Origin of the sequence: Streptomyces aureocirculatus (assembly GCF_000720475.1) — a bacterium.
GTDB lineage: Bacteria > Actinomycetota > Actinomycetes > Streptomycetales > Streptomycetaceae > Streptomyces > Streptomyces aureocirculatus.
In genome coordinates, this window is sequence record NZ_JOAP01000030.1 from 1 (window position 1) to 23,636 (window position 23,636).

Below are 23,636 nucleotides of genomic sequence, written 5' to 3' on the forward strand. Positions count from 1 at the left end.
CCGAAGAGGGGGGCCAAGGCCGAAGAGGGGGGCCAGGGGCGCAGCCCCAGGAGGGCGGGTGGGTGGGGGAAAAAGCTCGTCCGGTGGTTGAGGGCGAGGGTCGGAGGGCTGGAGGGGGGGAACGGGGGCGCAGCCCCATGGGGTTACTGGTCGGAGAAGTCCTGTGCGGCCACGCGCAGCGGGCGCAGCAGGGCGAAAATCTCCCCACACTCCTCCGCGTCGTAGACGCCGAGCCCAAAGTCCATCGCCATAAGCTCCCGCGTCGCCCCGTCGACAACCTCACGCCCCTTCTCCGTGATGGAGGCAAGCGTCCCGCGCCCATCGTTGGGGTTGGGGCGCTTGTCGACCAGACCGGACCGCACCAGGCGGTCGACGGTGTTGGTGACGGACGTGGGGTGCACCATCAGCCGCTCACCGATCTTGGACATCGGCAACTCCCCCGCCTTGGAGAAGGAGAGCAGCACCAGCGCCTCGTACCGCGCGAAGGTCAGTCCGTACGGCTTGACGACCGCGTCGACCTCGGCGAGCAGGATCTGCTGCGCACGCATGATCGAGGTGATGGCAGCCATGGCGGGGACGGACCCCCAGCGCTGCTTCCAGAGCTCGTCGGCGCGGGCGATGGGATCGAAGGGGAGACTGAGCGGCTTCGGCACAGCGAAGACCTTAGTCCCCGGCCACATACCGGTCAGCCCCGGTCTCACCATTCGGCCCGCCCCCGTCCCCCGGCGAGAACGGCGCCGACGGCGACGGCGACGAGGAGGAGGAGGACGACGCCGAAGACGAGGAGGGGGAGGACGACGGCAAGGGCGACGAAGGCGGCCGCGAGGGCGCCGCCCCCGCGGCCGCCCCCGCCGTCGCCCGCACCTCGCGGGCCAGGAACAGGCAGCACACCGTACCGAGCACCCCCGCCCCCGCCACCACCGTACTCACCGCGAAGAACTCGGCAGCGAGCCCGGCCAGGGCCATCCCCGCACCCTGGAGCGTCATCAGGCCCGCCGTGTGCACGGTCATCGCACGCCCCCGCAGCTCCGGCGGCACCGCGTCCACGAACCAGCGGTCGAGCCCGAGGGTGTACGCCGATCCGGCGCCGGCGAGGACCAGCGCGGGCAGCGCCCAGGCGAGGCCGGGCGTGAAGCCGTACGCAAGGAGCGGGAGCAGCGTGGTCGCGGCCAGCGGCAGCACGATGCGGGCGCGGGCGGCGGACGTGAGCGCGGACCCGGCGTACACCTCGCCCGCGATGGTGCCGATGGGCATCGCGCACATCAGCAGCCCGACCCCGGCGGTGCCGACCCCGATCTGTTCCGCGTACGGGGCGGCAAGGGCCTCCGGCGCGACGGCGAACATCGGGGGCGCCCACAGCAACAGCAGGAGGGCGCGTACGCGCCGGTGGGCGAGGACGTCACGGGCACCGGCAAGGGAGTACCGCACGAGCGCGGGCTGCGGCACCGCCTGGCCGGGAGCACCCCCGCCGGGGCCGCTCCCCCGCGCGGGCCGCCGCTTCGTACCGCAGCGCAGCAGCAGCGCCGACGCGGCGAACGTCGCCACCGTGACGACGAGGGCCCCGCGCGGGGAGACGACGGTGAGCAGCACGCCGCCGAGGCCGAAGCCCACGAGGACGGCGCTCTGCGACACCATCCGCAGCAGCGAACGGCCGAGCACGAACAGGTCCCCGTCCCCGAGGACGTCGGTGAGGGTCGCCATCCGGGTGCCGTTGAACACCGGTGCCACGGCCGCGATGAGGCAGCGCAGCGCGAGCAGCCCGGCCACCGGCGTCATGGGCAGCGCCATCAGCGCGGCGCACCCGGCGCACAGCAGGTCGCAGACGACGAGGACGCGGCGCGGCGCGAAGCGGTCCGCGACGCCCGCGAACAGCGTCCCGCCCACCAGGTACGGCAGCATGCCGAGCGCGAAGGCCAGCGCGCTCAGGAGCGGCGACCCGGTGAGGTCGTACACGAGGACGGTCAACGCGATCTCGCTGACGACGACACCGAGCAGCGACATGGCGTGGGCGGCGAACACGGCACGGAACTCCGGCACGGCGAAGACCCGCCGGTAGCCTTCGTCCCCCGTTTCCCGCTCTTCCTGGTGGGTCTGTGGCGACATGCGCACACCCTGGCCGCCACCGCCCCGGCTCCCTAGAGTTTCGGCTCCAGGCGAATCAGGGGCATCAGAGGCGAATCAGAGGCAGGGAAAGGGGGAGGTCCGCGTGCCGTTTCAGCTTCACTTCGGTGCGGACGACCTGTTGCGCTGCCGGTTCGCCGTGTCGCCGCTGTGGGAGACGCAGGAGGCGGTGCGGACGCTGAAGCGACCCGAGCGGCACGGTTATCACCCGCAGTGGCTGCGGGAGGTCCGGGCGGCGGGTGCCCGTCTCGACCTGGATGCGGTGTGGCTCCTGATGCCGTCGCGGGGGCACAGCCCCGACTTCCTGGGGCCGCCGCCGCTGGGGCCCGCCGCGACCTTCGATGAGGAGATCGCCGCGGTGCGCGCCGCCGACCCCGCGGCGGCGCGGGACGACATGGCGAAGGCGCTCGCCGAGACGCCCGGCGCGGGCGGGAGCGCGACCGGGCGGAAGCTGCTCGCGGACCCGGCGGGCGCCGTGCGCGCGCTCGCGGACGCCATGGAGGCGGCCTGGCACGCGCTGGTCGAGCCGTACTGGCCGAGGCTGCGCGCCCTGCTCGAAGCCGACGTGGCGTACCACTCGCGGCGGCTCGCGCAGGTCGGCCTCGGTGCCCTGCTGCCCGAGCTCGACCGCCGCCTGGCCTGGGACTCGGGGACGCTCACCGCGCAGTGGCGCGGGCGGCACACCCGGCACCTGGACGGGCGCGGCCTGGTCCTGATGCCCAGCGTCTTCAGTTGGCCGGAGGTGATCAGCGGCTACGACCCGCCGTGGCAGCCGACCCTCGTGTACCCGGCCAGGGGCCTCGCTGGGCTCTGGTCGGCCCCCGCGGACCGCGCCCCCGGTGCCCTGGCCCGGCTGCTCGGCCCCAACCGGGCCGCTGTCCTCACCGCCCTCGCCGAGCCGTCCACCACGTCGTCGCTGGCCCAGCGCCTCGGCCTGGCCCCGTCCTCGGTGTCCGCGCACCTGGCGGCGCTGAGGGGCGCGGGTCTGCTCACCTCGCGGCGGTACGGCCATCAGGTCCTGTACGAGCGCACGCCGCTGGGCGTCGCGCTTGCGGCGGGTGGCTGACGGGGCCCGTACGGGCGGTGTCGCACCCAGGTGCGAATGGTCCCTTATGTCACGATTGCCGCACGACTCGCCCGCTCGCCCGCCCGCCTGCCCGTCACCGTCGCCCAAGGGGTCTGGATGCACCGGCTGCTCCGTACGTTCACGGCACTCACGGCCGCCGCCGCCCTCGGCCTCACGGCCGGCTGCTCGTCCGGGTCCGACTCGGGGCCGGGACCGGGCAGGGAGAAGGACGAGGCCACGCCGTCCGCGAGCCGCAAGGCCGCACGCTCCGCGCCGCACAGCTTCTGGGTCGACCCGCAGAGCGAGGCGGCCCGCCAGGTGCGCGAGTGGGAGCAGCAGGGCCGCGACGGGGACGCCGACGCGCTGCGGCGGATCTCCGAACAGCCGATGGCGACGTGGCCCGCCGGGGACGACCCGGGGCCGGACGTCGAGAAGGCCACCGCGGGCGCCGCACAGGACGGCCGCACGGCGGTGCTCGTCGCGTACAACATCCCGCACCGCGACTGCGGCCAGCACTCCGCGGGCGGTGCCCCCGACGCGGCCTACTACCGGCACTGGATCGACGCGTTCGCCGACGGCATCAAGGACCGCAAGGCCCTGGTGATCCTGGAACCGGACGCGATCCCGCACATCGCCGACGGCTGCACACCCCCGCAGTACCACGAGGAGCGCTACGAACTCCTCTCGGAAGCCATCGAGCGGCTGAAGCGGCAGCCGAACGTCAAGGTGTACCTGGACGCGGGCAACCCCGGCTGGATCACCGAGGCCTACAAGCTCACGACGCCGCTGCGGCGTGCCGGCATCGCGCGCGCGGACGGCTTCTCGCTCAACGTCTCCAACTTCCAGAGCGACAAGGCCACCAAGAGGTACGGCCGTGAGCTGTCCGCGGGCGTCGGCGGCAAGCACTTCGTGATGGACAGCAGCCGCAACGGCCGCGGCCCCCTCGCCGGTGACCGCGAGGACGCCTGGTGCAACCCGCCGGGCCGCGGCCTCGGCACCCCGCCCACCGACCGCACCGGCGACCCGCTCCTCGACGCCTACCTGTGGATCAAGCGGCCGGGAGACTCGGACGGCCCCTGCCGCGGCGGCCCCGCCGCGGGCCGGTGGTGGCCCGACTACGCGCTCGGTCTCGTACGCAACGCGAAGGCCTGACACCCGTTTGCGGAAAGCCCGGTGACCAACTGGCCAAAGCGCCACGACACCTGGCAGCCTCGGAGCGCATGGGGCGCGAAGACTTCTCACAGGCGGGCTACGGCGTACGGTTCGAGTGGGGTGCCTCCGGCGCGAAGCGCCTGGCGCCCGCGGTCTCCTGTCTGGTGATCGTCGACGTGCTGTCGTTCAGCACCTCGGTGTCCGTCGCCGTGGAGTCCGGTTCCCGGGTCTTCCCGTACGCGTGGCGCGACGAGAGTGCCACGGCCTTCGCCCGCCAGATGGACGCGCGGCTCGCGGTGGGCCGCCGCGCGGTCAGCGCGGCCAGCCCCTGGTCGCTGTCCCCCGCCGCCCTGCGCCGGGCCCCGCGCGCACAGCGCCTCGTCCTGCCCTCGCCCAACGGTTCGGCGATCGCCGCGAGCGCGGGGGGCGTCACCGTCGCCGCCGGGTCGCTGCTCAATCCCGCCGCCGTCGGCCGCTGGCTCTCCGGCAGGGGCGACGGCACCCCCGAGCGCCCCGTCGGCGTGATCGCGGCGGGCGAGCGCTGGCCCGACGGCAGTCTGCGCCCCGCCCTGGAGGACCTCCTCGGCGCCGGCGCCGTGATCGCCGCGCTGCGCACCGGGGGCGGCACCGACCTCTCCCCCGAGGCCGCGGCCGCGGCGTCCGCGTTCGTCTCGGCCGTCGACGTGGGCGAGGCCGTCGCGTCCTCGTCGTCGGGCCGGGAGCTGGCCGACGGCGGTTACGCGGAGGACGTGGCCGTCGCGACCGAGCTCGACGCGTCCACGGTGGTGCCGGTCCTCACACACGGAGCGTTCGTCGCGGCGCGGTGAGCGGTTCCCCGCGCGGCGTGCGCGTCCCGCTTCTCACTTCACGTGCACCCACTTCGCCTCCGAGGAGGCGCCGTCCGCGTCCGTCACGAACAGCATGTACCAGCCGGGCGGTACGAGCGCGGTGTCCTCGCGCGGCACGTCCACGGTCACCGCGCCGGGGCCCTTGGTGAGGCCGAGCGCGATCGACCGCTGCTCCACGTCGGTGGTGTGCGTGACGGCGCTGGGCCGCATCAGGCGGGCCGAGGCGATCTTCTCGGGGTGCGCGGTGCGGAACGTGGCGCGGCCGTCGGCGGGCAGCACCTCGGGGCCCGCGCCGAGCACGGGGCGGTCCTCGCCCGCCTTGTGCCGGGACGGCGGGGTGAAGATCTCCATGCGCTGCTCGAAGTGGCCGAGCTTGGTGTTCTGCTGGTTGTCGAACAGCGGGTCCGAGCCGAAGGTGGCGACACGCCCGTCGGGCAGGAGCAGCGCCTCGGAGTGGTAGTTGCGGCCCACCTTGGGTTCGGCGGCGGTGCGGAAGGCGTTCTTCTTCGGGTCGTAGAACTGTGCCTTGAGGATGTTGCTCCCGCTGCGGCCGCGGTAGTCGGACGAGCCGTTGCTGGTGAACACCGAGTCGTCCGGCATCAGGACGCTGTTCAGATAGCGCGTGCCCTGCGGCAGGTCGGGTCCTGTCCTGAAGGAGGGGTTGTCCTCCTTCAGGTCGATCACGGCGGTGCGCTCGGTGGCCTTCTCGGACTCGCCGACGCCGCCGCCGCCGAGGATCATCACCTTCTGGTCCTGGGCGGGCGGCAGGAGCACGGACCCCGACGTCTCGGTCTGGTCGAGGTCGGTGAGGCCGGGGACCTTCTCGAACTTGTTGGTCTTCAGGTCCCACAGGCCGGGCTCGCGCCCCATCTCCGCGGGCCCGTAACCGGCGTTGGAGGCGGGGTAGAAGAGCTTGCCGCCCTTGGTGAGGAACAGCGCGGGGTAGGTCGGGAAGTAGCGCTTGGGCCCGTCGGTCCACTTCTTGGTCCGCGGGTCGTAGATCTCGTTGTCGCCGGGGTCGATGACACCGACGTCGTCGAGCCCGGACACGGCGAGCACACGGCCGTCCTCCAGGCCGACGAGCGTCGGGTACCAGCGGGCCTTCTTCATCGGCTCGACGGCCACGTACTTCTCGGCCTTCGGGTCGAACTCGTACGCCGCCCTGATGCCCTGGAAGTCCTGCTTGTCCATGGTGATCTTCTCGGCGATGCCGTACGTGTTGTCCGCCGCCTTGCCCGTCAGGCCCTCGATCTCGTACTGCGAGGACTCCTTCGTCACCGACTCCTCGCCGTCGTGGACGGCCTCCACGAAGACCCGTGCCTCGCTCGCGACGACCTTCGTCTTCCAGGGCCGCATCGTGCCGGACTTGGAGTAGGTGATCTCGTAGTCGCGTTTGGCCTCGGGGACCTTCACGTCGAACTTGCTGACGTACTCGACACCGGAGGGCGAGCGGAACTTGGTGCCCTTCTTCAGGACGACGGGCTCGTCCGGGTTCTCGTTCTTCACCCGCATGCCGCCGCCCGCCCGTTCCACCTCGCCGTCGAGGAGTTCGTAGCGCGCGGTGCCCCCGGCCACCAGGAGGCGGCCGTCGGGGAGCTGGGCGTGCCCCGAGCAGAAGAAGTCCTCGGGGGTCTCGATCTTCTTGAAGGTGTTCTTCTTCGGGTCCCACAGCACGGTGTCGAAGGACCCGGCGTCGAACTTCTTCTGCTCGTTGCCAGAGCCGGCGACGATCAGCACCTTCCCGGTGTGCAGCAGGGCCGCGTGAATGGCGTTGGTGCGGAACTCCTCGGGAATGGCGACCTGCTGCCACGACCCGTACTTCTTCTTGTAGCCGGGTTGATTGATCTTGTACTCGTGGTACTTCTCCTCGGCGAAGGAGACGGCGGCGGGGGCGTTGAGGCCGATGAGGACGGCGCCCGCACCCACGCCGAAGGCGATCTTCTTGGTGCGCTTGGAGAACTCGGGGAGGTGAGGGGGCATGGGTCAGTTACCTCCAGTCGTCGTACCGGTGGCGAGGGCGGGCTCCGGCTCGCCGTCGGCGGTGGCCGCGGCGCGCTCGGCGCGTTCCCTCAGCCGCTGCCGGGCCGCCTCGCGGACCTTGCGCGTGCGGCGCTCCCGCAGCTCGGTCACGCCCCACACCGCGACCGGTGCCAGCGAGATGGCCATGGCGAGCGCCGCCCACGTCCGCATCGCCACATGGGTGTGGCCGAGCACGAACGAGGCGACGAGCGACACGGCGAGGAGCACCGCCCAGAACAGATGGATACGGAAGGTCAGCAGCCGGTCGGCGGTGACACCGCCGCCCTTGGGGGTGACGACGAAGCGGCTCGGGCGGCGCAGCACGGCGGCACCGAGCGACTTGGCGTAGATGGGCGCCGAGAGCGCGGACATCGCCATGCCGGCGAGCCCGCCGGAGCCCTCGGGTTCGTGCGGTGACACGTTGTGCCGCCGGTTCCAGAGGTACAGGCCGATCTGCAGGGCCGCCGCGTCGCTGTAGAGCATCAGCCACACGGAGGCCGCGACCTGCGTCCCGGAGGCGCCGAACCACAGGAACAGCACGCAGCTCAGGACGCCGAGGAGCCAGTTGACGGCCGTCATCGGGTAGTAGACGAGCATCAGCGTGTACGAGAAGAGCCGGCCGGGCGGCATGCTGGACGGCGCCCGCCAGTACTGCTTGAAGAGGGTCTCGTACGTGCCCCGCGACCAGCGCATCTGCTGCGTGAAGAAGTCCGTCCAGGAGGCCGGGCCCTCGCCGACGGCGAGCACGTCCGGTGTGTACACCGACCGCCAGTGCCGGCCGGTGCCCGGGTTCTTGCGCCGGTGCAGCTCGAAGCCGGTGGCCATGTCCTCGGTGATGGAGTCGTACAGGCCGCCGATCTGGCGCAGGGCGGCGATGCGTACGACGTTGTTGGTGCCGACGAACATGGGGGCCCGGTAGCGGTTGCCCGCCCGCTGGATCAGGGCGTGGAAGAGGAACTGCTGGGACTCGGCGGCCTTGGTGACCGGTGAGGTGTAGTTGCCGTACACCTGCGGGCCGACGACGAAGGCGACGTCGGGGTCCCGGAAGAACCCCATCATCCGCTCCAGGAAGTTCGGCAGCGGCACGTGGTCGGTGTCCACGGAGGCGAAGAAGTCGTAGTCGCCGCCGTGCATGGCGAGCCAGGCGTTGTAGTTGCCGTGCTTGGTCCTGGTCCGGTGCGGGCCCTTGGAGCGGTTCCACTCCGGTACGCCGAGGCGGGTGAAGTGGCGTACGCCCAACTCGCGGCAGAGCGCCTTGGCCTCGTCGTCGTCGCCCTCGTCGAGCAGCCAGACGTCCAGCGGCCCGGTGTGGTGTATCCGGACGGCGCCTTCGAGGGTGGCGCGGACCATGGTGAGGGGTTCCTTGCCCGGTACGTACGTCGTCAGGAAGGCGACGCGGGTGCCCGCTTCGGGCACGACCGGGACGGGGTCGCGGGCGACCATCGTGGCGTGCGCGATGGACACCACGTTGACCAGCATGAACACCTCGATCAGGCCGATCGCGACGAGCATCGTGACATCGAGTCCGACCAGCCAGGTGTCGCCGCCCTCACGTTCCGTCCAGTGGGTGGGCCAGACGAGGTACACGAGGAGTGCGCCGGTGAGCAGCGGGGCCAGCGTCATCAGCAGGATGGCGCGTATTCGGTGCGGCTCGCCTGCGAGGAGCGGGCGGTACCGCACCCGGTAGCCGCCGTGCCCGGCGCCGCCGCCACCGCCTTCCGGCTCGGTGAGCGGTCCGGCGAGCCGGCTGTGGGTGTCGTAGTCGTAGCCCTCCGGCCGCACAGCGCCCTCCAGGTATTCGAACTAGTCGATACCCTCACAAAAGTGGAGATTCCCCGGCGTGTCGAACCGGGCGCGTCCGAGCGGGGGTTTTACCCTCCACTCCGCCCCTTCCCTCTGGCTCCGCTCCCGCTGTGGGCAACCGGCCCGCCCCCGCTGCGGGCAACCGGCCCGCTCCCGCTGCGGGCAACCGGCCCGCTCCCGCTGTGGGCAACTGGCCCGCTCCCGCTGTGGGCAACCGGCCCGCTCCCGCTGTGGGCAACTGGTCCGCCAGGGGCGAGGGGGGTACCTCCCTGCTCGAGCGAAGCCGAGAGCTTGGGGGAGGGTGGGCACAGCCCATGTTCCGGGCAACAGTCAAAGCCCCCGCCAGGAATCCCCGGCAGGGGCTTGGGGCCGCGCGCGGCGAAAGGGGGCGAAGGTCAAGCGGACAGGTACCGCTCCACAGTCTCGACCTTGGACGTCATCCCGTCCGTCACACCCGGACGGATGTCGGCCTTGAGGACGAGGGAGACGCGAGGCGCCCGCGCCTCAACCGCGGCGACGGCCCGCTTGACGACGTCCATGACGTCGTCCCACTCACCCTCGAGAGACGTGAACATCGCGTCGGTCCGATGGGGCAGCCCCGACTCACGGACGACGCGGACGGCATCGGCGACGTACTCCCCGACGTCCTCGCCGACCCCGAGCGGGGTCACGGAGAAGGCGACGATCACGCGTTCACGACCCCTTCACGACGGGCGCGCGAGGCGATCACCGCGGCCTCGGCCTCCTGCTTGAGCTTGCGGTCGGCGAAGAAGCCGCCGGCGGGCAGGACGGAGAGGACGAAGTAGAGGGCCGCCGTCTTCAACTGCCACTTGGTGCGGTTCCAGGCGTCGAGCCAGAACAGCACGTACAGGATGAAGAGCAGACCGTGGATCGCGCCCATCGCCGGCACGGCGTTGAAGTCCGTGGTCCGCTTCAGCACCGAGCAGACGATGAGGAGCAGGAAGGACACGGCCTCGGGGATCGAGACCAGACGGAGGCGGCGGAGTGCGGAGGCGGTATTGATGTCCACGGGTCACCTTCGGGGCAGGGTCGACGTCGATCTTGTGAATGGATGCACAAGCGTCCCCCATTGTGGCATCAGGGCCTTTCCGGGGTGCGTTCAGGGTCGGGTCCCCTGTCCGGCGGTACCGGGCTGCGACTACCTTCGCTCTCGTGGCTACGTTCCGATTGCAGGGCAGCAGAATGCTCGCCGTCGACATGACCGGGGACGCCGTCAAGGCGAAGAACGGCTCCATGGTCGCCTATGACGGCACGATGATTTTCAAGAAGCTGACGGGGGGCGGCGAAGGCATACGGGGCATGGTGACCCGCCGTCTCACCAACGAGCGCATGACGGTGATGGAGGTGAAGGGGCACGGCACCTGCTGGTTCGCCGACTACGCGACGGAGATCAGCCTGGTCCACCTCCAGGGCGAGAAGCTGTACGTGGAGTCCAGCAACCTCCTGTGCACGGACGCGGGCCTGCGCACGGGCACCACGTTCACGGGCCTGCGCGGCGCGACGCAGGGCAACGGCATCTTCACGACCACGGTCGAGGGCACGGGCCAGGCGGCGCTCATCTCGGACGGACCCGCGGTGATCCTGCGCGTCACCAAGCAGAACCCGCTCACGGTCGACCCGGGCGCGTACGTCGCCCACCAGGGCAAGCTCAAGCAGAGCTTCCAGTCAGGTGTCACCTTCCGCACGCTGATGGGCGAGGGCGGCGGCGAGGCCTTCCAGATCCGCTTCGAGGGCGAGGGCCTGGTCTATGTCCAGCCCAGCGAGCGGAACACGATCGCGGGGGACGTGTGACATGCCATTTCGGGAGATCAACCACAAAATGGTCGAGGCGGTCGTCCAGCCCGGCACCAAGATGTTCTCGCAGCGCGGCGCCATGCTGGCCTACAAGGGAGACGTGTCCTTCACCCCGAACATCCGCGGCGGCCAGGGCGGCCTCGCGTCCATGCTCGGACGGCGGCTCGCCAACGAGTCGATCCCGCTGATGACGGTGGAGGGCGACGGCACGGTCATGTTCGGGCACGGCGGCCACCATGTGCACGTGATCACCCTGACCGGCGACACCATGTACGTGGAGGCGGACCGGCTGCTCGCCTTCGACGGCACCCTCCAGCAGGGCACGATGTTCCTCGGTTCGCAGGGCGGTGTGATGGGCATGGTGCGCGGCCAGGTGTCGGGCCAGGGCCTGTTCACCACGACGCTCAAGGGCCACGGCGCGGTCGCCGTGATGGCGCACGGCGGCGTGATCGAGCTGCCGCTCACCCCCCAGCGCCCGGTCCACGTGGACCCCCAGTCGTACGTGGCACACCACGGCGACGTGCGCAACAAACTGTCCACGGCGCTGAGCTGGCGCGACATGGTGGGCCGCGGCTCGGGCGAGGCGTTCCAACTGGAGTTCAGCGGCAATGGCGTGGTGTACGTCCAGGCATCGGAGGAGAAGCTGTGAGCACGCCCGTGATCTTCGACCCGATGACGCTGCCGAGCGACGACAACGTCAACGCGTTCACCTTCTGCGTGGAGCTGACCGGCAGCCAGTGGTTCCTGCAGAAGGGCAAGATGATCGCCTATTACGGGCGCATCGACTTCAACGGCATCGGGCACGGCCGCCTTGAGCGCCTCGTGCGCACGTCCTTCCACTCCCCGCTGCACGCCAGCGACTGGGTGGTGGCCGAGGGCACCGGCAAGATGCTCCTCGCCGACCGAGCCTTCGACGTGAACTCCTACGACTTGGAGGACGGCAACCTCACCATCCGCTCGGGCAACCTCCTCGCTTTTCAGCCAAGTCTGTCGCTGAAGCAGTCCATCGTTCCGGGCTTTCTGACCCTGATCGGCACGGGCAAGTTCGTGGCGGTGTCGAGCGGTCCCGTGGTGTTCATGGAACCGCCGATCAGGGTGGACCCGCAGGCGCTCGTCGGCTGGGCGGACTGCCCCTCGCCGTGCCATCACTACGACCACCAGTACATGTCCGGCGTGATCGGCGGCCTGCGGGCACTCACCGGAATCGGCGGCACCTCCGGGGAGGAGCACCAGTTCGAGTTCGTGGGCGCGGGCACGGTGCTGCTGCAGTCCTCGGAGTCCCTGATGGCGGAGACGGCGACGGGCGCGCTGCCGCAGCAGGACGGAGTGCCGGGCGCTCGCGGCGGAGAGGGCGGGCAGGGGTCCCAGGGTTCATCGGGACACCGTGGGCAACCTGGCCAACGTGGACAGCAGACGCAAGGACCGCGCCTTCCCGGACAACTAGGAGACCTCCAGCGTCGCTTCGGCCTGTGAGCGGTAGTCTGCGGAGTGTGACGGCGAACGCCTGTACCCCTCGCAACCCGAGGGGTGCGAGGCGCGTCACACCCCGACACTCGTTCACCATTCAACTTCTTAGGTAGAATCGATTCCATGGAGACCGAGACGGCCCCGCAGTGGCTGACCGACGAGGAACAGTGCGCCTGGCGTACCCACGTGGAGGTCAACAGGATGCTGACGTACCAGTTGGAGAAGGATCTCCAGCCGTTCAACCTCACCATGAACGACTACGACATCCTCGTACATCTCTCCGAATCCGACGACCATCGGATGCGCATGAGCGACCTCGCGGCCGCCACGCTGCAGTCCAAGAGCCGGCTCTCCCACCAGATCACCCGTATGGAGAACGCGGGCCTGGTGCGACGGGAGAACTGCGAGTCCGACCGGCGCGGGCTCTTCACCGTGCTCACCGACGAGGGCATGGAGACCATGAAGCGCGTCGCGCCGCACCACGTCACCTCGGTGCGGCAGCACTTCGTCGACCTCATCTCACCGGAAGCACTCAGCGACCTGCACAAGGCGCTGACACCCATCGCGGAACACCTGCGCGGGCTGCGCGGCAAGCCCTGACACGGCAAGCCCTGATGCCGCCCCGGGTCAGGATGCCGCCGTGGCCGCTGGCAGGCGCAGCACGAAGACCGCTCCTCCGCCCGGGGAGTCGTCGACCGTGAGCGTCCCGCCGTGGCGCCCGGCCACATCGCGTGCGATGGCGAGGCCAAGCCCCGCACCTCCCTCGTCACGGCTGCGCGCGTCGTCGAGCCGTACGAACCGCTCGAAGATCCGCTCCCGCTCCTGACACGGCACACCGTCGCCGTCGTCGGCCACCTCCAGGACCGCCCACACCCCGTCGGCCCAACTGGTGACCGTCACCCTGGACCGGGCGTGCCGCTGCGCGTTGGTCACGAGATTGCCGAGCACACGCGCCAACTGGCCACGGGAACCGGCCACTTCGACGCTGTCGAGATCCGATGTGACGACCACCCGGTCCCCCGTGCGCTGCGACAGCTCCTCGCGGGCCAGGGCCGCCAGATCCACGCGTCCCTGGCCCGGCTTCTCACCCGCGTCGAGGCGGGCGAGCAGCAGCAGGTCGGCGGCAAGTTCCTGAAGGCGCACGGTGTCCGCGACGGCCCCCGGCACATCGAGCAGCTCGGGGTGGGCGGCGCCCACTTCGAGCTGGGTGCGCAGGGAGGCGATGGGGCTGCGCAGTTCGTGGGACGCGTCGGCGACGAAACGGCGCTGGCGCTCCACGGACGTCTGCAACGCGGCCAGGGTCTCGTTCGTGGTCCGTGCCAGGCGCGCGATCTCGTCGTGCGTGTCCGGCTCGGGCACCCGGCGCCCCAGGTCCTCGGACGCGGTGATCACGGCCATCTCGGCACGGATGGCGTCCACCGGGCGCAGGGCGCGCCGGGTGACCAGCCAGGTCACGCCCGCGATCACGGCGAGCAGCAGTGGGAAGCCGATCAGCATGGCGGTCAGGGCTGTGCCCACGGCACTGCGTTCGGCGGCCAGCGGGGCGCCCGCGTGGACGGTCAGCTCACCCCTCGACTCGGTGTTCACCCGTACCTCGGCGAAGCGGTAGTCCTCGCTCTCGCCGTCGACCGTCGCCGAGCCCTCGCTCTCGCGGCTGTCTTCGGAGATCTCGCCGCGTTCGAGCCGGTCGTCGCCGGAGTCACCGCCGTCGGCGGCCTCTTCGGCCGCGTCCTCAGCCGCGTCCTCGGCGGCTTCCTCGGCGGCGTCCTGCTTGTCCTTCGCGTCGTCGTTGTCGTTGTCGTTGTCGGTGCTGTCGCTGCCGTCCGCGTCGTTCTTGTCGTCCGTGTCCGTCGGCTTCGGCGTGGGGGCGGGCTTCGGCGTGGGCTTGCGCGGGGCGGGTGCGGGGGTCACTTCGGTCACCCCCGTACCGGTGATCCTCTCCAGGTCGTCGCTTGCCGCGACGAGCCGGTCGTCCTCGTCCACGACCTGAACGGGGTGGTCGTCGCCTTCGGGAAGGTCGAGGTCGGCGGGTGCGATGCCGGTGGAGAGCTGGGCGGCCACCTCGCGGGCGGCCGAACCCGCCTGCGCGTCGGCCTGGTCGATGAGGCTCGCGCGCAGGGACAGCAGCACGGCGGCGCCCGCGGCGACCAGCGCGAGCGCCACCACGAGGGTCGCGCCCACGGCGGCCCGGGCGCGCACGGAGGCGAACAGGCGCCGCACCGGGGAGGCCGCGGTCATCGGGGTGCCTCCAGGCGGTACCCGGCCCCCCGGACCGTCTTGATGAGCGGGGCGCCCAGCTTGCGGCGCAGCGTGCTCACGTACACCTCGACGATGTTGGGGTCGCCCTCGTACGCGAAGTCCCAGACGTGGTCGAGGATGTCGGCCTTGGACACCACCTGTCCGGCCCGCAGGAGCAACTGCTCCAGGACGGCGAACTCCTTAGCGGTGAGGGTGATCTCCGTGCCGGGGACGTCCTCACCGCCGCCGCGCACCACGCGCCGGGCCGCGGTGTCGATCCGCAGGTCGCCCAGGGTGTGGACGGGCGCGGGGGACGCGGCACGGCGGCGCAGCAGGGCCTTCACGCGGGCGACGAGGACGACGTACGAGAAGGGCTTGGTCAGGTAGTCGTCGGCGCCGGTGTCCAGGCCCTCGGCCTCGTCGTACTCGCCGTCCTTCGCGGTGAGCATCAGGATCGGTACGTCGTGTCCCGCGGCGCGGAGTGTGGAGCAGACGCGGTAGCCGTTCATGCCCGGGAGCATGATGTCCAGGATGACCAGGTCGTACGTGCCCTCGGTCGCCCTGTGCAGGCCTTCCGCGCCGTCGTGGACGACGTCGACGGCGTAGCCCTCGGCGGTCAGGCCCTTGGCGAGGGACAGGGCCAGACGCTTTTCGTCCTCGACGATCAACAGTCGCATGTGTTCAGGATGCCGGAGCGAAGCTGAAGAGTTCTTCAGGCTTCTTCAGGGGGGCTTCAGGATCGTTCAGGCAGCTTGGTTCTCGTCGGAACGGACGGCCCCACGGTGGGGCCAACCACTCGGGAGGAACCCTCATGAAGCGCAACATCGTCATCGCCACCATCACCGCCGCCGCGCTCGTCGGAGGCGGCACGGCGACGGCCTTCGCGCTGGGCGGCGACGACGAGCCGTCCGCGGCCGGCAAGTCCAGCGTGCAGCTCAAGGACCACGACGACCGTGGTGACCGCGATGACCGTGACGGTGCGGACGACGCCGACGACAACGGCAAGGACGACGACCGTGACGACGCGCGGGACGACAAGGACGACGCGCGGGACGACAAGGACGACGCGCGGGACGACAAGGACGACGCGCGGGACGACAAGGACGACGGCCGAGAACGTCGCCGAGGTGAAGGGCGCGAAGGTCGGCGCCACCGAGGCGATCGCCGCCGCCCTGAAGTCGACGCAGGGGACCGCGGTCTCCGCCGACCTCGACGAGGACAACGGCGGCCTGGTCTGGGACGTGGACGTCCTGGGCAAGGACGGCCGCACCTGGCACAGCGTCGAGATCGACCCGGGCACGGGCAAGGTGCTCGGCTCGCACGTCGAGCGTGACGACGACGGTGACGACGCCGCGGAGGACTCGCGGGTCGCGGCCGCGGTCAAGGGCGCTTCGGTGACCGCGGGTGAGGCCGCGGAGGCTGCCGCCGGCAAGGGCACCGTGACCTCCGTCGACGTCGACGACGACTCCCGGGTCAGCGTCTGGGACGTCGAGACCGTCTCCGCCGACGGTACGGAGGGTCACTGGAACGTGGACCTGAGCAGCGGCAAGGTCGTCGCCGACCGCTTCGACGACTGATCTTTCCTCGCCTGGGGGCGTTGGGCGTCCCCCCTCGGAGCTGGCCCCCGTCACTGCCCCCCGGTGACGGGGGCCACCCCTTTGTTTGCAGGTGACCCGGCACCGGGGGCTGTGCCCGCCCGTTCCGCCCTCTGGGCGGCCCAGCCGCCCACAGGGGAGGGCGGCGGCCCACACGCCCGCACGGGGAGGGCGGCAGCCCGCACGGAGGTAGGGCGGCAGCCCACACGAAGGTAGGGCGGCAGCCCACACGGGGGGAGGGGGCGGCAGCCCACACGGGGAGGGCGGGTCGCCGGGGCGGCGGTGACCGGTTCGTCTAGGGCGTCGTGAGGCCCTCCACCAGGGAGTCCGCCGCCGCGTAGGGATCCAGTTCACCGGCGACGATGCGTTCCGCCAGGGCGCCGAGGCGTACGTCGCCGCGCAGGTCGGCGATGCGTTCGCGCAGGGCGGTGACGGCGATGGCCTCGACCTCACCCGCCGCGCGGGAGGTGCGCCGCGAGGCGAGGACCCCGTGCTCCTCCATCCACGCCCGGTGCTTCTCCAGGGCTTCGACGAGTTCGTCGGTGCCCTCGCCGCGTGCCGCGACGGTCTTGACGATGGGGGGCCGCCAGTCCCCCGGCGCCCGGGCCTCGCCGAGGCCCAGCATGTGGTTCAGCTCGCGCGCGGTCGCGTCGGCGCCGTCGCGGTCGGCCTTGTTGACCACGTACACATCGCCGATCTCCAGGATTCCGGCCTTCGCCGCCTGGATCCCGTCGCCCATGCCGGGCGCGAGCAGCACCACCGAGGTGTCGGCCTGCGCGGCGATCTCGACCTCGGACTGGCCGACGCCCACGGTCTCCACGAGGATCACGTCGCAGCCCGCCGCGTCGAGCACGCGGATGGCCTGCGGCGCGGCCCAGGCGAGCCCGCCGAGATGGCCGCGGGTCGCCATGGAGCGGATGTAGACGCCGGGGTCGGACGCGTGGTCCGACATCCGGACGCGGTCGCCGAGCAGGGCGCCGCCGGAGAACGGCGACGAGGGGTCGACGGCGAGCACACCGACCCGCTTCCCCGCCCTGCGGTACGCGCTCACGAGGGCCGACGTCGACGTGGACTTGCCGACGCCGGGGGATCCGGTGAGCCCGACGACGTACGCGTGCCCGGCCAGCGGAGCGAGCGCCGCCATCACCTCACGCAACTGCGGTGACGCCCCCTCGACCAGCGAGATGAGCCGGGCCACGGCCCGCGGCCTGCCCTCGCGGGCCTGCTCGACCAGGGAGGGGACGTCCTGCATTGCGGCTCCGTTCCGTACGTACGTATACGCCTGACATACGTATACGTGTGCGAGAGGTGTCAGTGGTACCGGTACCGGGATGCTCGCGTCAGCTCTTGGTCACCTTCAGGATGAGCGCGTCGCCCTGGCCACCGCCCCCGCACAGCGCCGCCGCGCCGACACCGCCGCCGCGCCGCTTGAGTTCCAGGGCCAGGTGCAGGACGAGGCGGGCGCCGGACATCCCGATCGGGTGGCCGAGGGCGATGGCGCCACCGTTCACGTTCACCTTTTCTGAGGACACCCCGAGGTCCTTCATTGACTGCACCGCGACCGCGGCGAAGGCCTCGTTGATCTCGATGAGGTCGAGGTCGTCGACGCCGAGTCCCTCCTTCTTGAGGGCGTGCAGGATCGCGTTCGACGGCTGCGACTGGAGCGAGTTGTCGGGGCCCGCGACATTGCCGTGCGCGCCGATCTCGGCGATCCAGCTCAGGCCGAGCTCCTGGGCCTTGGCCTTGCTCATCACGACCACGGCGGCGGCGCCGTCGGAGATCTGCGAGGAGGTGCCCGCCGTGATCGTGCCGTCCTTGGCGAAGGCGGGGCGCAGCTTGCCGAGGGACTCGGCGGTGGTCTCGGCGCGGATGCCCTCGTCGCGGGCGACGAGCACCGGGTCGCCCTTGCGCTGCGGGACCTCGACGGGCGTGATCTCGGCGTCGAAGGTGCCGTTCTTCTGGGCGGCGGCCGCGCGCTGGTGGGAGAGGGCCGCGACCTCGTCCTGCTCGGGGCGGGCGATGCCGAGGCGGGTGTTGTGCTTCTCCGTGGACGCGCCCATGGCGATGGACTCGAAGGGGTCGGTGAGGCCGTCGTGCGCCATCGCGTCGAGCATCTCGATCGCACCGTACTTGTAGCCCTCGCGGGACTTCGGCAGCAGGTGCGGGGCGTTAGTCATGGACTCCTGGCCGCCCGCGACGACGACGTCGAACTCGCCGGCGCGGATCAACTGGTCCGCGAGCGCGATGGCGTCGAGGCCGGAGAGGCACACCTTGTTGACGGTGAGCGCGGGGACGTTCATGGGGATGCCCGCCTTGACGGCCGCCTGCCGCGCCGGGATCTGCCCCGCCCCGGCCTGGAGCACCTGGCCCATGATCACGTACTGCACCTGGTCGCCGCCGATGCCGGCCCGGTCGAGGGCGGCCTTGATCGCGAAGCCCCCGAGGTCCGCGCCGGAGAAGGACTTGAGCGATCCGAGCAGGCGCCCCATGGGCGTGCGCGCGCCCGCGACGATCACTGAGGTGGTTCCGGTCGTTCCAGACATGTGGCACGGCCCCTTCCAGCTTGCTAGCTGAGGAGAGTGAACGAGGGTTTACCTGAATGTACTGAGCGGTACGGTGCGCGTCACCGGCCAGCCGGTGTGATCGCGCGCACGTTGCGTAATCACGGTCACGAGCGCTGCACTTGAAGCATGCTGACGCGAATCGATCACATTGGAATCGCCTGTAGGAACCTCGACGAGACCGTCGAGTTCTATCGTGCTACATACGGCTTCGAGGTGTTCCACACCGAGGTCAACGAGGAGCAGGGCGTGCGCGAGGCCATGCTGAAGATCAACGAGACGTCCGACGGCGGCGCCTCGTACCTCCAGCTCCTCGAACCGACCCGGGAGGACTCCACGGTCGGCAAATGGCTGGCCAAGAACGGCGAGGGCGTGCATCACATCGCCTTCGGCACCGCCGACGTCGACGGTGACGCCGCGGCCGTGCGGGACAAGGGCGTACGGGTGCTCTACGACCAGCCACGCATCGGCTCCATGGGGTCGCGGATCACCTTCCTGCACCCCAAGGACTGCCACGGGGTCCTCACCGAACTCGTGACTTCCGCGCCCGCCGAACAGACGGAGCACTGACCCCCACATATCCGGGCCGGTAGGGTTGGGGGCGGCCGTCCGTTCCTCGGGCGGTCGCTTTCCGGGGTCCGGGTTTCGGGGGACGAGCATCGGGGCAGACGCCCGAGCTCCGCTGTTGATCTGACACCATTCCCCGGGGGCCCCGTTCGGCGGATGGACGGGGCTCGTACGTCAGGGACATGAGACCAGGAGTGGGGTCTCCCCTGCTCGAGCGAAAGCCGAGAGCTTGGGGAAGGATGGGACCGCGCAGTGCGGGGCTACGAGAGCCAGGACAGCCGACGACCGGCTGAGGCCGACCATCTCACGCGGTTCGAAGCCGAGATGGACCGGCTGAAGACCGAGCGGGAGAAGGCCGTCCAGCACGCCGAGGACCTCGGCTACCAGGTCGAGGTGTTGCGCGCCAAGCTGCACGAGGCGCGCCGCAACCTCGCGTCCCGGCCTGCCTACGACAGCGGCGACCTCGGCTATCAGGCCGAGCAACTGCTGCGGAACGCGCAGATCCAGGCCGAGCAGTTGCGCGCCGACGCCGAGCGCGAGCTGCGCGACGCCCGCGCCCAGACCCAGCGCATCCTCCAGGAGCACGCCGAGCAGCAGGCCCGCCTGCAGTCCGAGCTGCACGCGGAGGCCGTGTCCCGGCGCCAGCAGCTCGACCAGGAACTGAACGAGCGCCGCCAGACCGTCGAGAGCCACGTCAACGAGAACGTGGCGTGGGCCGAGCAACTGCGGGCCCGTACCGAACAGCAGGCCAGGCGCCTCCTTGAGGAGTCGCGCGCCGAGGCCGACCAGGCACTCGCCGCCGCCCGCGCGGAGGCCGAGCGCGTCGCCGAGCAGGCCCGCCACCGGCTCACCGCCGACGCCGAGAGCGCCCGCGCGGAGGCCGAGGCGCTGCTCCGCCGGGCCCGTACGGACGCCGAGCGCCTCCTGAACGCCGCCTCCACCCAGGCGCAGGAGGCCACCGACCACGCCGAGGCGCTGCGCTCGTCCACCGCGACGGAGTCCGAGCAGGCCCGCCGGCAGGCCTCTGAGCTGTCCCGCGGCGCCGAGCAGCGGATGGCGGAGGCCGAGACGGCGCTGCGCGAGGCGCGCGCGGAGGCCGACAGGGTCGTCGCCGAGGCCAAGGAGGCCGCGGCCAAGCAGCTCGCGTCCGCGGAGGCCGCGGGCGAGCAGCGCACGCGTACGGCCAAGGAGCAGGTCGCCCGGCTCGTCGGCGAGGCCACCAAGGAGTCGGAGGCCGCGAAGGCGGAGGCCGAGCAGAAGCTCCAGGACGCCCGTGCCGAGGCCGAGAAGCTGATCGCGGAGGCCGCCGAGAAGGCCCGCTCGATCACCGCGGAGGAGACCGCCTCCCAGATCGCGAAGGCCGCGCGGACCGCGGAGGAGGTCCTGGACAAGGCCTCCGAGGAGGCGAAGGCGACCACGCGCGCCGCCACCGAGGAGGCCGAGCGGGTCCGCGCCGAGGCCGAGGCCGAGGCGGACCAACTGCGCAGCGAGGCGCACGACATCGCCGAGCAGCTCAAGGGCGCGGCGAAGGACGACACCAAGGAGTACCGCGCCAAGACGGTCGAGCTCCAGGAGGAGGCGCGCCGGCTGCGTGGCGAGGCCGAGCAGTTGCGCGCCGACGCGGTCGCCGAGGGCGAGAAGATCCGCGGTGAGGCGCGCCGCGAGGCCGTGCAGCAGATCGAGGAGGCGGCCCGTTCCGCCGAGGAGCTGCTCGGCAAGGCGAAGGCCGACGCGGAGGAGGCGAGGCAGGCCGCCGCCACCGAGGCGGAGCGCGTCCGCACGGAGGCGGTCGAGCGGGCCACGTCCCTGCGCCGGCAGGCCGAGGAGACCCTGGAGCGCACCCGCGCGGAGGCCGAGCGGCACCGTACGGAGGCCGCCGAGCAGGCCGAGACGGTCAAGTCCGATGCCGAGGCCGCCGCCAAGGAGCTGCGCGAGGAGACCGAGCGCGCCGTCGCGGCCCGCAAGGCCGAGGCGGACTCCGATCTTGCCCGCCTGCGGACGGAGGCCGATGAGCGCCTCGCCGCCGCCGAGCAGGCGCTGAGCGACGCCCGCGCGGAGGCCGAGCGGATCCGCCGCGAGGCCGCCGAGGAGACGGACCGCCTGCGTACGGAGGCGGCCGAGCGGATCAGGGCGCTCCAGACGCAGGCCGAGACGGAGGCCGAGCGGCTGCGCACGGAGGCCGCGGCGGACGCCTCGCAGGCGCGCGCCGAGGGCGAGAACGTCGCGGTGCGGCTGCGTTCGGAGGCGTCCGCCGAGGCGGAGCGCCTGAAGACCGAGGCGCAGGAGAGCGCGGACCGGGTGCGCGCGGAGGCCGCCGCGGCCGCCGAGCGGGTCGCCGCGGAGGCCGCCGAGGCCCTGTCGGCCGCGCAGGACGAGGCCGCGCGCCGCCGCCGGGAGGCGGAGGAGACGCTCGGCTCGGCGCGCGCGGAGGCCGACCAGGAGCGGGAGCGGGCCCGGGAGCAGAGCGAGGAGCTGCTCGCCTCGGCGCGCAAGCGGGTGGAGGAGGCGCAGGCCGAGGCGGTCCGCCTTGTCGAGGAGGCCGAGTCGCGCGCCACCGAGCTGGTCTCGGCGGCCGAGCAGAAGGCCCAGTCCGTACGGGACTCGGTGGCCGGTCTGCAGGAGCAGGCGCAGGAGGAGATCGCGGGTCTGCGGTCGGCGGCCGAGCACGCCGCCGAGCGCACCCGGCGCGAGGCGCAGGAGGAAGCGGACCGCGTCCGCGCCGACGCCTACGCCGAGCGGGAGCGGGCGAGCGAGGACGCGAGCCGCACCCGCAGTGAGGCGGCGCAGGAGGCGGAGGCCGCCAAGTCCCTCGCCGAGCGCACGGTCGCGGACGCCATCGCGGAGTCCGAGCGGCTGCGTTCGGACGCGTCCGAGCTCGCCCAGCGGGTGCGCACGGAGGCCTCGGACACCATCGCGACGGCCGAGCAGGACGCGGCGCGCACCCGGGCCGACGCCCGCGAGGACGCCAACCGCATCCGCAACGACGCCGCGGCCCAGGCCGACACCCTGATCGGCGAGGCCACCAGTGAGGCCGAGCGGCTCACCAGCGAGACGGCCGCCGAGGCCGAGCGGGTGCGCACCCAGGCCCTGGAGGCCGCGGAGCAACTGCGCGCGGAGACGGCCACGGAGGCCGAGCGGCTGCGCACGGAGACGATCACGGAGACGGAGCGGCTCAAGGCCGACACGGTCGCGGAGACCGACCGGCTCAAGGCGGAGACCGCCGCGGAGGCGGAGCGGGTGCGTGCCGAGTCCGTCGCGCAGGCCGAGAAGCTGATCTCGGACGCGACGGGTGACGCCGAGCGGCTGCGCGCGGAGGCGGCGGAGAACGTCGGCTCGGCACAGCAGCACGCCGAGCGCATCCGCGTGGAGTCCGCACGCGCCAAGGAGGAGGCCGACGCCGAGGCCGAGCGGACCAGGGCGCAGGCGCGCGAGGAGGCCGAGCGCACCCTCGACGAGGCCCGCAAGGAGGCCAACAAGCGGCGCAGCGAGGCCGCGGAGCAGGCCGACACGCTCATCACGGAGGCGGCCGCCGAGGCGGAGAAGCTGACGACTCAGGCGCAGGAGAAGGCGCTCAAGGCGACGACGGACGCGGAGGCGCAGGCCGACACCATGGTCGGCGCGGCCCGCAAGGAGGCCGAGCGCCTGGTCGCGGAAGGCACCGTCGAGGGCAACTCCCTGGTGGAGAAGGCGCGTACGGACGCGGACGAGCTGCTGATCGGCGCCCGCAGGGACGCCACCGCGATAAGGGAGCGGACCGAGGAGCACCGCGACCGTGTCACGGCGGAGATCGAGGAGCTGCACGATCGGGCCAGGCGCGAGTCGGCGGAGGCCATGAAGACGGCGGGCGAGCGCTGTGACGCGCTGGTCAAGGCCGCCGAGGAGCAGTTGGCCGAGGCCGAGGCGAAGGCCAAGGAGTTGCGGGCGAAGGCCGATTCGGAGGCGAGTTCGGTGCGTATCTCCGCCGTGAAGAAGGCCGAGGGCCTGCTCAAGGAGGCCGCGACGAAGAAGGCCGAGCTGGTGCGCGAGGCCGAGCGGATCCACAGCGAGGCGAAGGCCGAGGCCGAACGCATGGTTGACGAGGGCAAGCGTGAACTGGAGGTGTTGGTGCGGCGCCGCGCGGACATCAATACGGAAATTTCCCGTGTCCAGGACGTGCTGGAGGCGTTGGAATCCTTTGAGGCCCCGCAGACCGGGGGCAAGGATGGTGGCGTCAAGGCGGGGGCCGCGGCCGGTTCGACCCGTTCGGGTGGCAAGCCGTCAGAAGGCTAGCCACGGGGCTTGTTCCGTGCTCCCCGAGGACCTTCGGCCCTGTCGCTGGCAAGCAGTCTGCCGGTTAGCCACTCAAAAGGGGTGTCATTCTCCAGATCAAACGGCCATACGCTCG

At 71.7% G+C, this 23,636-nt stretch carries 19 protein-coding genes and 1 pseudogene; 10 read left to right on the forward strand and 10 right to left on the reverse strand.

The window, feature by feature from the left end; all coding sequences use genetic code 11:
• Positions 1-143 precede the first annotated feature (143 nt).
• Positions 144-653, reverse strand: coding sequence for a MarR family winged helix-turn-helix transcriptional regulator (locus IG78_RS0126000; protein ID WP_030567320.1), 510 nt, complete (start codon positions 651-653; stop codon positions 144-146).
• A gap of 10 nt (positions 654-663) precedes the next feature.
• Entirely contained in the window at positions 664-2,103 is a 1,440-nt protein-coding gene (locus IG78_RS0126005; RefSeq protein WP_225882181.1) for an MFS transporter, read from the reverse strand.
• A 103-nt stretch (positions 2,104-2,206) separates the two neighbouring features.
• Here IG78_RS0126005 and IG78_RS0126010 point away from each other — a divergent pair, with 103 nt between their 5' ends.
• The 3 genes from IG78_RS0126010 (at position 2,207) to IG78_RS0126020 (ending at position 5,166) form a co-directional block, all read left to right on the forward strand.
• Positions 2,207-3,187, forward strand: coding sequence for an ArsR/SmtB family transcription factor (locus tag IG78_RS0126010; protein ID WP_030567323.1), 981 nt, complete (start codon positions 2,207-2,209; stop codon positions 3,185-3,187).
• 117 nt (positions 3,188-3,304) lie between these two features.
• On the forward strand, positions 3,305-4,339 hold the full coding sequence (locus tag IG78_RS0126015) for a glycoside hydrolase family 6 protein (protein WP_030567325.1): 1,035 nt from the start codon (positions 3,305-3,307) through the stop codon (positions 4,337-4,339).
• Positions 4,340-4,407: 68 nt separating this feature from the next.
• The gene (locus IG78_RS0126020) at positions 4,408-5,166 is read left to right on the forward strand and encodes a 2-phosphosulfolactate phosphatase (RefSeq protein ID WP_030567327.1); all 759 of its coding nucleotides are present in this window, start codon (positions 4,408-4,410) and stop codon (positions 5,164-5,166) included.
• A 33-nt stretch (positions 5,167-5,199) separates the two neighbouring features.
• Here the strand turns inward: IG78_RS0126020 and glxA are convergent, their stop codons facing one another.
• From glxA to IG78_RS0126040, 4 genes are all read right to left on the reverse strand, one after another.
• On the reverse strand, positions 5,200-7,167 hold the full coding sequence (glxA, locus tag IG78_RS0126025; protein ID WP_030567329.1) for a radical copper oxidase GlxA: 1,968 nt from the start codon (positions 7,165-7,167) through the stop codon (positions 5,200-5,202).
• 3 nt (positions 7,168-7,170) lie between these two features.
• Entirely contained in the window at positions 7,171-8,988 is a 1,818-nt protein-coding gene (locus IG78_RS0126030) for a glycosyltransferase family 2 protein (protein WP_030567331.1), read from the reverse strand.
• Positions 8,989-9,404: 416 nt separating this feature from the next.
• Positions 9,405-9,698 carry an MTH1187 family thiamine-binding protein gene (locus IG78_RS0126035; protein WP_030567333.1) on the reverse strand — a complete coding sequence of 98 codons (294 nt, stop codon included), beginning with the start codon at positions 9,696-9,698 and terminating at the stop codon, positions 9,405-9,407.
• The gene (locus IG78_RS0126040; protein ID WP_030567335.1) at positions 9,695-10,039 is read right to left on the reverse strand and encodes a DUF3817 domain-containing protein; all 345 of its coding nucleotides are present in this window, start codon (positions 10,037-10,039) and stop codon (positions 9,695-9,697) included. Before IG78_RS0126040 ends, IG78_RS0126035 begins: the two co-directional genes overlap by 4 nt.
• Before the next feature lie 143 nt (positions 10,040-10,182).
• On the opposite strand from IG78_RS0126040, the gene IG78_RS0126045 reads away from it, so the two are divergent.
• The 4 genes from IG78_RS0126045 (at position 10,183) to IG78_RS0126060 (ending at position 12,891) form a co-directional block, all read left to right on the forward strand.
• Positions 10,183-10,821, forward strand: coding sequence for an AIM24 family protein (locus tag IG78_RS0126045; protein ID WP_078965396.1), 639 nt, complete (start codon positions 10,183-10,185; stop codon positions 10,819-10,821).
• Position 10,822: 1 nt separating this feature from the next.
• A complete protein-coding gene (locus IG78_RS0126050; RefSeq protein ID WP_030567339.1) occupies positions 10,823-11,473 on the forward strand; it encodes an AIM24 family protein in 651 nt (216 codons plus the stop codon).
• 23 nt (positions 11,474-11,496) lie between these two features.
• Positions 11,497-12,297, forward strand: a complete 801-nt coding sequence (locus IG78_RS0126055; protein ID WP_037685983.1) for an AIM24 family protein — start codon at positions 11,497-11,499, stop codon at positions 12,295-12,297.
• Between the two features lie 117 nt (positions 12,298-12,414).
• Complete coding sequence (locus IG78_RS0126060; RefSeq protein ID WP_030567343.1) at positions 12,415-12,891, forward strand: MarR family winged helix-turn-helix transcriptional regulator; 477 nt, start codon at positions 12,415-12,417, stop codon at positions 12,889-12,891.
• Between the two features lie 27 nt (positions 12,892-12,918).
• On the opposite strand, the gene IG78_RS0126065 is transcribed toward IG78_RS0126060, so the two are convergent.
• Positions 12,919-14,511 carry a sensor histidine kinase gene (locus IG78_RS0126065; RefSeq protein ID WP_030567345.1) on the reverse strand — a complete coding sequence of 531 codons (1,593 nt, stop codon included), beginning with the start codon at positions 14,509-14,511 and terminating at the stop codon, positions 12,919-12,921.
• 14 nt (positions 14,512-14,525) lie between these two features.
• Positions 14,526-15,206: a response regulator transcription factor gene (locus IG78_RS0126070; RefSeq protein WP_030567347.1), complete on the reverse strand. Its 681-nt coding sequence runs from the start codon at positions 15,204-15,206 to the stop codon at positions 14,526-14,528.
• Positions 15,207-15,340: 134 nt separating this feature from the next.
• Between IG78_RS0126070 and IG78_RS42680 the strand changes: the two are divergent.
• Positions 15,341-16,106: pseudogene (locus tag IG78_RS42680) on the forward strand (PepSY domain-containing protein).
• Between the two features lie 313 nt (positions 16,107-16,419).
• On the opposite strand, the gene meaB reads toward IG78_RS42680, so the two are convergent.
• On the reverse strand, positions 16,420-17,376 hold the full coding sequence (meaB, locus tag IG78_RS0126080) for a methylmalonyl Co-A mutase-associated GTPase MeaB (protein ID WP_030567349.1): 957 nt from the start codon (positions 17,374-17,376) through the stop codon (positions 16,420-16,422).
• 88 nt (positions 17,377-17,464) lie between these two features.
• Positions 17,465-18,667 carry an acetyl-CoA C-acetyltransferase gene (locus IG78_RS0126085; protein WP_030567351.1) on the reverse strand — a complete coding sequence of 401 codons (1,203 nt, stop codon included), beginning with the start codon at positions 18,665-18,667 and terminating at the stop codon, positions 17,465-17,467.
• Between the two features lie 147 nt (positions 18,668-18,814).
• On the opposite strand from IG78_RS0126085, the gene mce reads away from it, so the two are divergent.
• Positions 18,815-19,255 (forward strand): methylmalonyl-CoA epimerase, encoded by a 441-nt coding sequence (mce, locus tag IG78_RS0126090; RefSeq protein ID WP_030567352.1) that lies wholly within the window; start codon positions 18,815-18,817, stop codon positions 19,253-19,255.
• Between the two features lie 249 nt (positions 19,256-19,504).
• Entirely contained in the window at positions 19,505-23,521 is a 4,017-nt protein-coding gene (gene scy / locus IG78_RS0126095; RefSeq protein ID WP_030567354.1) for a polarized growth protein Scy, read from the forward strand.
• Positions 23,522-23,636: the final 115 nt, after the last annotated feature.